Source organism: Streptomyces sp. col6 (assembly GCF_008042035.1).
In the GTDB taxonomy this organism is placed as follows: domain Bacteria; phylum Actinomycetota; class Actinomycetes; order Streptomycetales; family Streptomycetaceae; genus Streptomyces.
On sequence record NZ_RDBL01000001.1, the window covers coordinates 1 to 13170 of the forward strand.

15 protein-coding genes are annotated in these 13170 nt (G+C 72.7%); 10 read left to right on the forward strand and 5 right to left on the reverse strand.

Annotation, left to right across the window (positions count from 1 at the left end):
* The 4 genes from EAO73_RS00005 to EAO73_RS00020 all read left to right on the forward strand — a co-directional run.
* Nucleotides 1-1269: wax ester/triacylglycerol synthase family O-acyltransferase (locus tag EAO73_RS00005; RefSeq protein WP_224756113.1), on the forward strand; the 1269-nt coding region annotated here is incomplete at its 5' end.
* Nucleotides 1270-1337: 68 nt separating this feature from the next.
* Nucleotides 1338-1952 carry an ATP-binding cassette domain-containing protein gene (locus EAO73_RS00010; protein WP_147969380.1) on the forward strand — a complete coding sequence of 205 codons (615 nt, stop codon included), beginning with the start codon at nucleotides 1338-1340 and terminating at the stop codon, nucleotides 1950-1952.
* The gene (locus EAO73_RS00015) at nucleotides 1949-2770 is read left to right on the forward strand and encodes an ABC transporter permease (protein WP_147969381.1); all 822 of its coding nucleotides are present in this window, start codon (nucleotides 1949-1951) and stop codon (nucleotides 2768-2770) included. The genes EAO73_RS00010 and EAO73_RS00015 overlap by 4 nt, the downstream gene beginning before the upstream one ends.
* A gap of 89 nt (nucleotides 2771-2859) precedes the next feature.
* Nucleotides 2860-3381, forward strand: coding sequence for a hypothetical protein (locus EAO73_RS00020; protein WP_147969382.1), 522 nt, complete (start codon nucleotides 2860-2862; stop codon nucleotides 3379-3381).
* A 66-nt stretch (nucleotides 3382-3447) separates the two neighbouring features.
* On the opposite strand, the gene EAO73_RS00025 is transcribed toward EAO73_RS00020, so the two are convergent.
* Nucleotides 3448-3849 (reverse strand): STAS domain-containing protein, encoded by a 402-nt coding sequence (locus EAO73_RS00025; protein ID WP_147969383.1) that lies wholly within the window; start codon nucleotides 3847-3849, stop codon nucleotides 3448-3450.
* 95 nt (nucleotides 3850-3944) lie between these two features.
* Between EAO73_RS00025 and EAO73_RS00030 the strand changes: the two genes are divergently transcribed.
* From EAO73_RS00030 to EAO73_RS00045, 4 genes are all read left to right on the forward strand, one after another.
* The gene (locus EAO73_RS00030; protein WP_147969384.1) at nucleotides 3945-4277 is read left to right on the forward strand and encodes a helix-turn-helix transcriptional regulator; all 333 of its coding nucleotides are present in this window, start codon (nucleotides 3945-3947) and stop codon (nucleotides 4275-4277) included.
* Between the two features lie 169 nt (nucleotides 4278-4446).
* Complete coding sequence (locus EAO73_RS00035; protein ID WP_224756114.1) at nucleotides 4447-6111, forward strand: PP2C family protein-serine/threonine phosphatase; 1665 nt, start codon at nucleotides 4447-4449, stop codon at nucleotides 6109-6111.
* Nucleotides 6108-7178 (forward strand): B12-binding domain-containing protein, encoded by a 1071-nt coding sequence (locus tag EAO73_RS00040; RefSeq protein WP_147969385.1) that lies wholly within the window; start codon nucleotides 6108-6110, stop codon nucleotides 7176-7178. The genes EAO73_RS00035 and EAO73_RS00040 overlap by 4 nt, the downstream gene beginning before the upstream one ends.
* Nucleotides 7175-7549, forward strand: coding sequence for an STAS domain-containing protein (locus EAO73_RS00045; protein ID WP_147969386.1), 375 nt, complete (start codon nucleotides 7175-7177; stop codon nucleotides 7547-7549). Before EAO73_RS00040 ends, EAO73_RS00045 begins: the two co-directional genes overlap by 4 nt.
* Before the next feature lie 26 nt (nucleotides 7550-7575).
* Here EAO73_RS00045 and EAO73_RS00050 read toward each other — a convergent pair whose 3' ends face one another.
* Both EAO73_RS00050 and EAO73_RS00055 read right to left on the reverse strand, forming a co-directional pair.
* Complete coding sequence (locus EAO73_RS00050; RefSeq protein WP_147969387.1) at nucleotides 7576-7968, reverse strand: ATP-binding protein; 393 nt, start codon at nucleotides 7966-7968, stop codon at nucleotides 7576-7578.
* Nucleotides 7969-8044: 76 nt separating this feature from the next.
* Nucleotides 8045-8398 carry an STAS domain-containing protein gene (locus tag EAO73_RS00055; RefSeq protein WP_147969388.1) on the reverse strand — a complete coding sequence of 118 codons (354 nt, stop codon included), beginning with the start codon at nucleotides 8396-8398 and terminating at the stop codon, nucleotides 8045-8047.
* Between the two features lie 210 nt (nucleotides 8399-8608).
* Here EAO73_RS00055 and lanL point away from each other — a divergent pair, with 210 nt between their 5' ends.
* Together lanL and EAO73_RS35805 are read left to right on the forward strand one after the other, a co-directional pair.
* A complete protein-coding gene (gene lanL, locus EAO73_RS00060; RefSeq protein ID WP_147969389.1) occupies nucleotides 8609-11272 on the forward strand; it encodes a class IV lanthionine synthetase LanL in 2664 nt (887 codons plus the stop codon).
* 46 nt (nucleotides 11273-11318) lie between these two features.
* Nucleotides 11319-11480, forward strand: coding sequence for a VenA family class IV lanthipeptide (locus tag EAO73_RS35805; protein WP_191133885.1), 162 nt, complete (start codon nucleotides 11319-11321; stop codon nucleotides 11478-11480).
* Nucleotides 11481-11590: 110 nt separating this feature from the next.
* Here the strand turns inward: EAO73_RS35805 and EAO73_RS00065 are convergent, their stop codons facing one another.
* Nucleotides 11591-12271 carry an AroM family protein gene (locus EAO73_RS00065; protein WP_147969390.1) on the reverse strand — a complete coding sequence of 227 codons (681 nt, stop codon included), beginning with the start codon at nucleotides 12269-12271 and terminating at the stop codon, nucleotides 11591-11593.
* 129 nt (nucleotides 12272-12400) lie between these two features.
* A complete protein-coding gene (locus EAO73_RS00070; RefSeq protein ID WP_147969391.1) occupies nucleotides 12401-13165 on the reverse strand; it encodes a 4'-phosphopantetheinyl transferase family protein in 765 nt (254 codons plus the stop codon).
* Nucleotides 13166-13170 lie beyond the last annotated feature (5 nt).

Sequence of the window (13170 nt, forward strand, 5' to 3'; positions counted from 1 at the left end):
GCCCCGCCCCACCTGCCCGTCCACCCCGTGGACCGGGCCTTCCTCAACCTGGAGCGCGCACGCCCGGACGTACGCTGGGACGCCGGGGGCGTCGCGTACCTGAGCGGGCCGCCTCCTGCCCTCGCGGACCTCCGCGCGTACTTCGGTCACCGCCTGCGCGCGCTGCCGCTGATGACGAGCCGTATCGAGAGCGGCCAGCGACCGCGATGGCAGCCGGACGAGGGCTTCGACGTGGACCGGCACGTGCACGAGGTCGTCGCCGACGGGCCCGACGGCTGGGACGCCGCCCTGCACACCGCGCTCAACGCCCCCTTCGCGCCCGGCACCTACTGGGGAGCCTGGCTGGTCCACGGCCACGATCCGGACGCCTACGCCCTGTGCTACCGCTTCCACCACGCCTGCCAGGACGGTGCGGCGGCGGCCATGACCTTCCGGGCCGTGCTCGGTGAGGGGGAAGCCTCCGGCAGGCCCGTGCCCGGCCCGGGGCGCCGGGCCGGGATGCCCCGGCGTGCGGCCGCCGCCGTCGGGCTGGCCGCCAGGTTCGCGGCCGGCACGGTCGCCGTACGCGGACACCGCCCCGTCGCCGCGTACGTGCCGACCGGCGAACGGCGGCTGTACCGGGGGCGTGTGCCCTCGGACACCCTCCGGCGGATCGGTGCGGCACGGGACGGCTCGGCGCACGACGCGCATCTCGCGGCGCTCGCCGGGGCGCTGGCCGCCTGGGCCGACGAGTCGGAGGTACCGCTGCCCCGGGTCACGGCCGTGCTCCCGGTCGACGCGCGGCGCCCCGACGAGGAACAGACCTGGGGGAACCGCTGCTTCGCCCTGCCCCTGGAACTGCCCGTGCGCCTCGCCCCCGCCGACGCGTCCTCGGACGGCGACGCCTTCAGGCGGCTGGACCACGTGACGACAGCGACGCGGAAACTGCGCGGCGCCGCACGACGGCAGACGATCGTGGACCTGGTACGCCACATGCCGGCCCGGCCCACCGAGTGGTACATGCGCCGGGTGCTCTCCCCGCGTGTCACCAACGTCATGACCACCTCGATGCCGCTCGCCGACCGGGGCGGCCTGGGCGAGACCCGGGTGACGGGCACCGCCCTGCTGCCGCTGCTCGTCCCCGGTCATCTCTTCGCGGTCGCGCTCTCGTTCTTCGGCGAGTGGGCGGAGGTGTCCGTCGTCGTCGACAGGGGCCTGCCGCGGGGAGAGCGCCTGCCGGAGCTGTGGGAGCGGGCCGTGGCGGAACTGGAGGAGGCGGCGTCGCGATGAGGCGATGCACGGCGGCGAGCCGGCCGCCCGCCCGGTCCCGTACACACCCGACACGACGGAGCAGCGCGATGGACGTCACCGATGTGCACCACTCCTACCGGCGGCACGCCGTTCTCCGGGGCGTCGGCCTCCAGCTGCGGCCCGGCGCACTCGCCGGGATCGTCGGGGAGAACGGAGCGGGGAAGTCCACCCTGCTGAAGATCCTGGCCGGTGAACTCGCCCCGGACCGGGGAACGGTCCGGCACAGCGGCAGGCTCGGCTACTGCCCCCAGGCCGTCGTGCTCGACGACTCGTTCACCGTCCGCCAGCACCTCGACTTCTTCCGGCACGCCTTCGGCCTGCCGGACCTCCGGCGGGCCTTCGAGGTGATGGAGATCCTGGCTTTCACCGAGTATCTCGACCACCGTGCGGGGCTGCTGAGCGGCGGTTCGAGGCAGAAGCTGAACCTGACACTGGCGCTCATGCACGACCCGGACGTCCTGCTGCTGGACGAGCCCTACCAGGGGTTCGACTGGGAGACCTATCTGCGGTTCTGGGAGCTGGCGACGAGCCTGCGCGACGCCGGACGCTCGGTGCTGGTCGTCTCGCACCTCGCGTACGACATCGACCGGCTCGACCTGCTGTGGCGGCTGGGCGGCGGGCGCCTGCACCTCCGCGACACGCGTACGGGGGCGACCGCGTGAGGAGGCACTGGTCCCTGTTCGTCACGGCGTCCCGCTACGCGCTGACCGGCCACGCCCGCAACCGGTTCGCGATGCTGCTGGTGGTCGTGTACATCCCTGTCTGGATCGGCCTGGCCTATGTGGCCATCCCCAGCCGGCCGGCCCCGTTCCGGCTGCGGGCCACCGGCGAGATCCTGTCCCCGCCGGGCAACCACCTCACCCAGATCACCGGCGCGCTCAACGCGGTCACCCTGATCGCCGGTTTCATGATGTTCGCCGCCACCTTCACCGGGGGCGCCTTCGACCGTCGCCTGGCCATGGCGGGATACCCCCGGTATCACCTCGTCCTCGCCAAGCTCTCCGCGCTGACGCTGGTCTGTACGGCCGTCGCCGCTTACGCCACGGCTGCCGCGGGCTTCGCCTGGACCCCGCGGCAGCCCCTGATGCTGGCCGCCGGGCTGTTCCTCGCCGCCCTGACCTACGGGGCGCTCGGCGTGGTCTTCGGATCGGTGCTCCGCCGCGAGGTGGAGGGGATGTTCGCCATCCTCATGATCAGCATCCTCGATGTGGCCCTGCAGAACCCGCTCTCCAGCTCGGGATCGGACAGTGCGGTCGTCCGCTTCCTGCCGACCTACGGGGCCGTGCAGGCCAGCATGTCCGCCGCATTCTCCGACGCTCCGGTGGGGGAGGGGCTCGCGATCCAGTTCCTCTGGCTCACCGCCGCCGCGTGCGCCGGACTGCTGGTCTTCCGCAGGCGCACCCGCGACGCGCTGCCCGCCCGGGGGAGGTCCGGCGTGCCGGCGCCCACCCGGTCCCCGGAGGCGGCACGACAGCCGTGACCTCCGAATACCGGTGATCGTTCTGTAGCCGTCGGGCGCGTACACGGCGCCCGCTACGACACCCCCCTCGCTCAAGGAGCACCACTCCCATGACCCTGTCGCGTACCGCCCGGAGCACCGTCCTCGCGGTGGCCCTCCTGTCCGTCTCCGCGCTGGCCTCCCCGTCCCCGGCCCAGGCGGCGGCCCTGCCGCCGGCGTGTCAGGAAGCGCTGCTGGAGACCTTCGACAAGTTCCCCGTCGTCGACTTCACGGTGCCGGACAAGGTCAAGAACACCATGCTCGGTGAGGTTCTCGGCCTGAGCGAGGAGGATCAGAAGGTGTTCACCGAGAAGGCGTGCGCGGCCTGGAACAGCTGGGCGACCGCCAACGGCCAGGCCGTCGCCGCGGACCTGGACACGCGCTACCGCAACGCGGCGGCGCCGGTGTGCAACAAGTTCGCGAAGTCGTCCCTCGCGACGATCAAGAAGTACGCCCCGAACGTGCCCGCCGAGACGCGCGACCTGGAGAAGCTGGCCAAGCGCATCTGGAAGGACTCCATGACGAAGCTGGCCGCCAACGCCACCAACGCCGACTGCCGTACCGCGTACGACACGGCGAAGGCCGGCTGGTAACACGGCCCGCGGACCGTCGCGCCCGTGCCCCGCGTTCCGTACGGGACGCGGGGCACGGCACCGAAGTCAGCAGGTGGCCGCTTCCTCGACCGTGGCGCGCACGTAGAGGACCGCGTCGAGTCCGGTGAGCTCCAGCAGCCGCTGGAGCTGGGGCTTCGGGGCGGCCAGGCGTAGGGCGCCCGCCCGGTGGGTGAGGATCAGCAGGTTCAGGAGCGAGGAATCCGCGAAGGTGATCCCGGAGGCGTCCAGCACCACCTTCGGATGGCGCCAGGCGGCGGTGGTCAGTGCCTCCTCCAGCCGCGAGATCGACTCCAGGTCGCAGGAGCCCTGGGCCGCGACCACCCACACACCGTGGCGCTCGTACTCCACCACCACGGCCTGCGCCGGGCCGGGCCCGCCGGACGGGCGCGCGCTGCTTGCGCCGACGCCGCTCACGCATGCTGCCGGGCCGGCTTCGCGGTACGACACCCGTGGCCTCCTGTGACTTTCACCCTGTCAGTGATTACACGAAAAGTATGTCATGTAGTTGAGGGCGGGCAAGCATGCGCGCTTAGATGGGATGCATGCCTGGAGCACCCGAATCCCACACCGGATGGACGTTCATCACCAATCACGCGCGCGTACTGGCGACGATCGCCGAGGGCTCGACCGTCCGGATCCGCGACATCGCCGCACGGTGCCGGCTCACGGAGCGTGCGGTCCAGCGGATCATCGCCGACCTCGAACAGGACGGATACCTCTCCCACACCCGAGAGGGGCGCGCGAACACGTATCGCATCGAAACGGACAAGGTGCTGCGGCACCCCGCCGAAGCCGGCCTTTCCGTCGCCTCGCTGCTCACGCTCCTCGTGCAGGACGAAACGGACCGGGGCAGAGACCGGGTGAAGGCTCCGTGAGGGTTCCGCGTCCGACGGGTGGCGGGACGGTGGCGATATCACGCTCCGTCACCGTGACGGGGGCGGTCGATTGCCAGCGAGGGCGGCGCTGCGGGATAGTTGCCGCACGGCAAATGCTTTTCCGTCCAGTTGGAAGGTGGTGCCGCCCGCCGCAGGCGGGCGCCCCCTCATGGCCCCTCCCCGAAGAACGTCCGTGACGAGCGCCGGCGAACGTCCGGCGCCCGGCCCATGGTCAACGGCTCCGCATCCGGTGCTCGAAAGCGCCGCGGACGGCGTGCTGACCGAGGTCAACCCCGCCGCCTCCCGGCTCCTGCGCGACGCGCGGCCGGGCGCCAGGATGGCCGACGCGGCCCCCGCCTGGCTCGCCCTGGCGGACGAGGAACTGCGCGACCGGACCGTGAACCGGTGCGCGGACACCGACGGCGGTGCGTCCGGCTGGATCGGCACCCGCAGTTTCGAGGCCCTTCCCAGCCGGGGCGAGAACGGGAACGTGGTGTGGTGGCTGGTCGAGGACACCGGCCGCAGGCGCGCCGAGGAGGCGCTCGCCACCGAACGCGAACGGACCGCTTTCCTCTCGGAGGCGTCCCACGTCCTGCTGTCCTCGCTGAACACCGACCGGTGTGTGAGCGCCACCGCCCGGCTCGCCTCCGAATACCTCGCGGAGGCGGCGTTCGTCGTCTCGCCCGCCCGGGGCGACAAGCTCCCGCTCGCCCACGCGGTCGCCGGCCAGGACGCCGGGCGCGGCCTCGTCGCGGCCGACCCGTGCGAACTGCCCGGCCTGGACGAGGCCCTTCAGGGCTTCCCGCCCGTGCCCTCGCGCTGGATCGATCCCGGGACACTGCCCGCCTGGATGATCCCCGAGGGCTACACCGGAACGATCACTTCGGTGGTCATCACGCCACTGCCCGGCCAGGGGGTCCCGGCGGGCGCCCTGGTCCTGCTGCGGAGCGGCGGCCAGTTCACCGAGAACGAGCAGGTCTTCGCCCGGCTGTTCGCCGCACGGGCAGGTGCGGCCCTGTCCGCCGCCCATCTGTACGCGGAGCAGAGCGCCATCACACGGACCCTGATGCAGGACCTGCTCCCGCCCCGGCTGCACCGCGTCAACGGGGTCGAGTTCGCGGGCGGCTACCGGCCCGCCGCCGCCCGCGAACGCGTCGGCGGGGACTTCTTCGACGTCCACCACTCAGGCACCGAGGAGGAGGACTCCTCGCTGGTGATTCTGGGAGACGTGTGCGGCAAGGGGCTGGACGCCGCGGTGCTCACCGGCAAGATCCGCAACACCCTGCAGGCCCTTGTCCCGATGGCGGACGACCACCAGAAGATGCTGGGACTCCTCAACGGGGCGCTCCTCAACTCCCACCACACCCGCTTCGCGACCATGGTCCTGGCGTCGGTCCGGCGGACGGACCACGTGGTGCGCCTGCGGCTCACCTCCGCCGGCCATCCCGTGCCGCTGGTGGTCCGGGTGGACGGCCGCGTCGAGGAGGCCGGCACCCACGGCACCCTCATCGGCGCCCTTCCCGACATCGAGTCCCGGACCGTCGAAACCGTGCTGCGCCCCGGCGAGACGTGTCTGCTCTACACCGACGGGTTCACCGAGGCCCGGGGTGGCCCGCTCGGCGACGAGATGTTCGGTGAGGAGAGGCTGAAGCGGGCGCTCTCGGAGTGCGCGGACATGCCCGGTGAGGCCGTGGTCGAGCGCATACAGATGCTCGCCGCCCAATGGGTACGGGGCGGTGGCCACGACGACATGGCGGTCGTCGCGATCACCGCGCCCCGGACGAACCACCTCAGCGCGGTGGACGGACACACACGGGGCAGGTACACCGCATGACGGCTGTGACGGGGGAGCTGCGTGACCGGCTCCTGACCGCCGTGGCCCTGGACCGCGACGAGTTCGCCGCCGCCGGTCTCGTCACCGGCGCCCTCGACGACGGCACGCCCCCGGAATCGGTCCTCCTGGACCTCATCGCACCTGTGCAGGCGCGGGTGGGCACGGAGTGGGCCGCCAACCGCCTCACCGTGGCCCAGGAGCACGCGGCCAGCGCCATCGTCGAGCGGGTGATCACGGCGCTCGCCCACCACCCCGCCGCCCGTACGGAGCCCACCCTCGGCAGGGTCACCGTGGCCTGCGTCGAGCAGGAGTGGCACTCCCTGCCCGCCCGGCTCCTGGCCGAGGTCCTCACCCTGCGGGGCTGGGAGGTCGACTTCCTCGGCGCCCAGGTCCCCACGCCCCACCTCGTCGCACATCTCCACCACACCGGCGCGGACGTGGTCGCGCTCTCCTCGTCCATCCCCACCCGGCTGCCCGCCGCCCACGCGGCGATCACCGCCTGCCAGTCCGTCGGGGTGCCCGTCCTCGCCGGGGGCGCGGCCTTCGGGCACGACGGCCGCTACGCGCGCATGCTCGGCGCGAACGCCTGGGCCCCCGACGCTCGCGGCGCCGCCGAGCAACTGGCCGCGGGTCTGGCTCCGCCCACGCCGGCCGGCGTACGGCAGCAGAGCGACGACCTGCCGCACCTGCTCGACCAGGAGTACACCCTGGTCTCGCGTGCGCAGGGGCTGCTCGTCAAGCAGGTCCTGGCGAAGCTGGAGGACATGTTCCCGGCCATGGCCGCGTACACCGGACTCCAGCGCGAGCGCACCGCGGAGGACATCGCGCACATCGTCGAATTCCTGTCCGTGGCGGTGTACACGGACGACGACGAACTGTTCACCACCTTCATGACCTGGACCGCGGACATCCTCACGGCCCGTCGCGTCCCCGCCCGATCCCTGCCGCCCGTCCTGGACATCCTGATGACCGAACTCAAGGACTTTCCCCGGGCCGTCCGGCCCCTGACCCGGGCCCGGACCATCCTGGCCGACGCCGTCGCAGCGAACCCGGGAGCCCACGCATGAGCACCCCGTCCCTCTCCCTCACCGTCGAATCGGAGGACGGGGTCATGCGCCTGCGCCTCGCGGGCGTCCTCGACTACGACACCAGTGACGGACTCGTCGCGCGGGCCGGCGCGTGCGTCGACGAGGACCCGCGAGCCGGCGGACTGCACCTCGACTGCGAGCAGCTCCGGCTCTGCGACTCCACGGGGCTTTCCGCGCTGCTGATGATCCACCGCCGGACCACCGACCGGGGGATCGCGCTCTTCCTCGACAACCCGCCGCCGTTCCTGGAGCGGATGCTGGACGTCACCGGTACCCGGCACCTGTTCGCAGCGGAGAACGAGACGTCACGGCAGACCCGCCCCGACGAGATCCGGGAGACGACCGACTGACGGCCCTGCCCGCGCCTCCCGGCCGCTCAGGGGTGCGCGGGCAGGGCCATCAGCACCGTGATCCGTTTGCCGCCGGGGACCGGGCTGATGGATACCCCTTCGGCCAGCAGACGGACCAGCGGCCAGCCGTAGCCGCCGATCCTGGCCGCCCCCGCCCGCACCTCCGGCCCCACGTCCGGGGACTCGGCGGGCCTCTCCGTACTGGCGTCGCCGACGGTGATGCGCAGACCGTCACCCGACACCTCGGTCTCGAACGAGGTGAGCCGCCCACCGTGCCGGAAGGCGTTCGTCACCAGCTCCGACGTGACCAGCAGCATGTCGTCCACCACATGGGCGGGCCACTGCGCCACCGCGGCTCCGAAGCGTTCCGCGAGCAGCTCGGACACGATGCCCCGCGCGGCGGCCGCGTTCTGCGGCACGGCCGAGAGCCGATCCGCCTCCCCACCTGCCTCTATCGACACCCGGACACCCCCACGCCCCCGTGAACCGCCGCGCTCAGCAATGGAGCGCCGCTTCCACGTCGTCCGCGAACCGGAACGCGCCCGAGGTGCCGGTGACCTCGAAGAGCCTGCGGACGCCGGATTCCAGGGGACCGGCCAGGACGAGCGGCACCCCCGCCCTCGTATGTTCCCGCTGACCGCCCAGCAGAGCGTGGAGCGCCGCGGAGTCGGCGAAAGCAACCCCGGACAGATCGACCACCGTGCGGACGGCGCCGCCCTCGACCGCGCCGGTCAGGGCGGCCGACAAGTCACCGCTGCCCGACCAGCCGTCCAGACTGCCCCGGACCCGGATCAGCACCACATCGCCGGCCGTCTTCTCCGAACCGACCGATCTTTCATCTTCCGCCATGCGTCATATCTTCCTATGCCCCGCTGCCGGGTCGTCGTCCAGGGGCGGTGTCACGCGTGCGCCGCCCCTCGCGCCGGGCGGCGCCGACCAGGGAGGAAGCGATACCCGTGCGCTCGCTGGAGCAGGTGATTCCGGCTCGGGCGCGTTCCGCGTTCACGTGTCATGGGCAATTTCCGATCAGCGGTCCTCACCGTTGAGAGGGACACTCACATGACGAGCCACGCAACCGAAGTCGACCTCGAAAGCCTCCTCCGCCGAGCCCTGCAGGCCACCCGCACGGCCGCGCGCTGGACCACCGGAACCGACGAGACGTGGTGCCGCGTCGCACCCCGGTCGGGAACCCGCCGCGACCAGGGCTGGAAGCTGCACCTGTCGGCGACGGCCGCCTCGGCGCCGACGGTCCTGGTCAACGCCCTGGACGTACTGCTGCCGGACACATCGGCGTTCAAGTTCGCGCGCTCGCTGGACCAGGTGAGCACCCTCAACTCCCGTGCCACGCCGCGCGGCAGCTCCGGCAAGTTCCTCACCGTCTATCCGCGCTCGGACGCGGACGCGGTCCGGCTCGCCCTGAATCTGCACGCCGCGACGGCCGGACTGGCGGGGCCGCGCATCCTCTCCGACCGGCCCTACGCCCCGCACAGCCTGGTGCATTATCGCTACGGCGCCTTCACCGGCCGGCAACGGCTTTCGGACCAGGGCCTGTTGATCTGGTACATCGAGGACCCCGACGGCAACCCCGTGGAGGACGAGCGCACCGGTCGCTACGCCCCGCCTCCGTGGGCGCAGTGCCCGTTCCCCGACACCGTGCCCCTCCCGCCGCCCGAGGCCGAGGCGGCGAGCGGCCCGGTCCTGCTCGGCGGCCGCTTCGCGGTACGGGAGGCGATCCGCCACACCAACAAGGGCGGTGTCTACCGGGGCACCGATGTCTCCACCGGCGCCCCCGTGGTCATCAAGGAGACGCGGCCCCACGTCGAGGGCGACGCCTCCGGGCGCGATGTCCGCGACTGGCTGCGCGCCGAGGCCCGGATGCTGGAGAAGCTGGAGGGCACGGAGCTGGCCCCGGAAGCCCTGGCCCTCTTCGAACACGGCCAACACCTCTTCCTGGCCCAGAGCGAGGTCCCCGGTGTCAGCCTCCGTACCTGGGTCGCCGAGCGCTTCCGTGACCTCGGGGGAGAGCAGTACCGGCGCGAGGCCACGGCCCTGGTCGCCCAGCTCGTCGACCTCGTCACGGCGGCCCATGCCCACGGCTGCGTCCTGCGCGACTTCACCCCCGGCAACGTCATGGTCCGCCCCGACGGCGAACTGCGCCTCATCGACCTGGAACTCGCCGCCGACGAGACGGGCCCCAGTATGCCCACCCGGGTCGGCACCCCCGGGTTCAGCGCCCCCGAACGCCTGACGGACGCACCTGTGTCCGTCACGGCCGACTACTACAGCCTCGGCGCCACCACATGCTTCGTCCTGACCGGGAAGGTGCCGAACCTCCTGCCCGAGGAGCCCGCCACCAGAACCGACGAGGAACGGCTCACCGCCTGGCTGGACGCCTGCACCGGACACGCCAAGCCCCCGGGCGGTACGGCGCGGATGATCGCCGGACTGATGAAGGACGATCCCGCCGCACGCTGGAACACCCTGCGGGCGCGCGAAGCCCTACGCGAGCCGGAGACGGCCCGCCCCGCGGTCCCCTCCCGGCCCCTCCCCGCACAGGACGAGGACCTGCACGCCGCGGTCACCGGACTCGTGAACCATCTCGTCGACTCGATGACCCCGGCGGACGACCGGCGCCTGTGGCCCGTCTCCACCGCGGCCGGCGAGACCAACCCCTGCACCGTGCAGCAGGGCGCGGCCGGCCCCCTGGCCGTACTGACGCGGTACTTCACGCTGACCGGGGACCCCCGTCTGCCCGAACTGCTCTCGGCGGCGGGCCACTGGATCGCGGACCGCACCCCCATGCCATCCACCCGGGCCGGCCTGCACTTCGGGGACCTCGGAACCGCCTGGGCGCTGTACGAAGCCGCAAGAGCCATCGACGACCACGCCCTCGTCGACCACGCGCTCGCCCTGGCCCTGACACCGCAGGAACCCACGTTCCACCACGACATCACCCACGGCACCGCCGGCAGCGGCATGGCAGCCCTCCACCTGTGGCACCGCACCGGTGATCCGCGCCTGGCCGCACTGGCCGTCGACGCCGCTGACCGGCTGGCGTCCGCGGCGCAGCGCGCTCCGTCGGCGGTGAGCTGGCCGGTTCCCGCGGAGGCACTCGGCGGCGAGACCGGCAAACGGTACCTGGGATTCGCCCATGGCTCCGCCGGCATCGGCTGCTTCCTCCTGGCCGGCGCGGTCGCCTCGGGACGCCAGGACCACCTGCGGCTCGCCGTGGAGATCGGCGAACACCTGGTGCTCAGCTCCGTACGTGTCGGGGAGGCCGCCCAGTGGCCCGCCCAGGCCGGCGACGAACCCACCGCCCCCTACTGGTGCCACGGCGCGGCCGGTATCGGCACCTTCCTCGTACGGCTGTGGCAGGTCACCGGCGACGACAGATTCGGGGACCTCGCCCGCCGCAGCGCCCTGGCCGTCACGGAACGCGCCTCGCGCGCCCCGCTCTCCCAGTGCCACGGACTGGCCGGCAACGGCGACTTCCTGCTCGACATGAGCGCCGCGACGGGGGACACCGCCTACCGCGCGATGGCCGCGGACCTGGGCCGCCTCGCCGTCACCGAGGGAGCCCGACGCCACGGGCACGTGGTCTTCCCCAACGAGTACGGGGACGTCTCGACCAGCTGGAGCGACGGGTCGGCCGGGATTCTGGCCTTCCTTCTGCGGCTCCGCCACACGGACTCCCGGCACTGGCTCGCCCAGTTGCCGGGCTGAGCGGCAGAAACCCTGCCGCCCAACCACAAAGAAGAAGGAGAGAACCATGGAAAACCAGACCCAGGACCTCGAACTCCTCGCCCACCTCCACGCCCTTCCCGAGACCGACCCCGTCGGCGCCGAAGGGGCGGCGTTCTCCGCCACCTGCGAGTGCGTCGGCCTGCTGACGGTCCTCAACACGGTCTGCATCGGCATCAGCTGCGCCTAGGACCGGCATAACGTCCGGCCGTCGGCTGTCCCGGGACAGCCGACGGCCGGACGTTATGCCGGTCCTAGGCGCAGCTGATGCTTCCCGCCCGTCCAGCCCGTCCCGCTCGTTCAGGCGAGCAGCGGGCCCAGCATCGCGCCCACCACCGCGCCCGGAGTCAGAACCGGCGCGGTGATCCCGGCCGACCGCAGCGCCTCGCGGTGGCGGGCGCCGTAGCCCATGCAGTCGAGCACCAGGGCGTCCGCGCCCTCGTCCAGCCGCGCGCGGGCCGCCGCGCACAGGGCCGCGGTGTCGTCGGCGTACGGCGAGGCCGTGCCGAACGACGGCGCCGGGTCTAGCGCTCGCCACTTCGTTCGGGCCTCCGCCACCTGCTCCGGCAGTGGTACGAGGATCCCGGTCCGGCGGCCCCGCAGCGCCGTGCTCACGTAGCCCGTCAGCAGCACGTCCGGCTCGACGAGCCGCGCCCGGCGCGTCCGCAGCCCCGGGAACTGGCCGGTACACAGGAGCACCACGACGTCTGCCCCCTCGTCCTCCACCCGCTCGGCGAGGGCCGTGAGCCCGGCCCCGACGGCCTCGGCGTCCAGCGTCACGGTGGCCCCGTCGGCCAGCCGGCTCAGCAGGGTCGCCCGCCCGGCCACCGCCCCGAACCGTGCCTCCACCTCTGCCCGCGCCAGGCCGTCGAGCACGCCCGCCTGCCGTATCCGGGCCGTCGCCGGCAGCTCCGCCTCGACCGCCATGGACAGGTCGCGGCGGGGGGACTGGCCGATGGTCAGGAAGGTCACGGTGTGCATGGAGCCTCGCTTCGGTGCTGTTCCGGATTATGGGAATCGGTTGCGGAACAACGTAGTCCCTGACGTCGGAAGTCCGGCAGGGCGAGGCCCCGGCGGTGGTGGCGATCGCCGGGGCCGATGCCGGGTGGGTCAGTCCGGCCCCGCTCCGCGGACGCCCTCCCGTCGGACCGCCACCGCCGCCCGGTGGCCGGGTGGGACGGCGATGTCGGCCAGGAGCCAGCCGGCCGGGGCGGCCGGTGCCGGACCGGCGCCGACGTACTCCGTCGACGGGTCCGCGCCCAGGCCGATGCCGAGGCCCTTCAGGTACGCCTCCTTCCTGGTCCACACCCGGGCGAAGGCGGCCGGTCGCAACGCGGGTGCGAGGGAGGCGAGTTCCGCCGCCTCCATGCGGTGGACGACATCGGCGGCCTCGACGAGTGTCTGCGGGTTCGGTACGGGTTCGACGTCCACGCCGACCGGGGCGGCGGCGACGGCTATCAGGCTCAGGCCCTCGCAGTGCGAGAGCGAGAAATGCAGGGGCTCGCCGGGGAGTACGGGCCGGCCGTGCGGTTCTCCACAGCACGGGCAGGGAGCACGGGCCACCGAGACCGTGCGGGGTGCGATGCCCAGGTGGTTGCCGAGGACCCGGCGCAGACCGACGTGGGCGCACAGATAGGTGGCGCGGTCGGTGGGGCGGCGGAACTCCTCCGCCCTGGCCAGTTCCGACGGGCCGAGGACGAGTGGGGCGTAACGGGCCGCGGTCTCCTCGTGCGCGGCCGTGGCGACCAGCCAGAGCTGCGGGCGGCCGGGGCCGGGGTCCGTCAGCGGTGGCAGAGCGGCGGGCAGCGGGGGGAGCGCGGTCGGGAGAAGGAGGGAATCGAGGACGGGCGGCGGGCTGGGTTCCAACAGGGACATGTCTG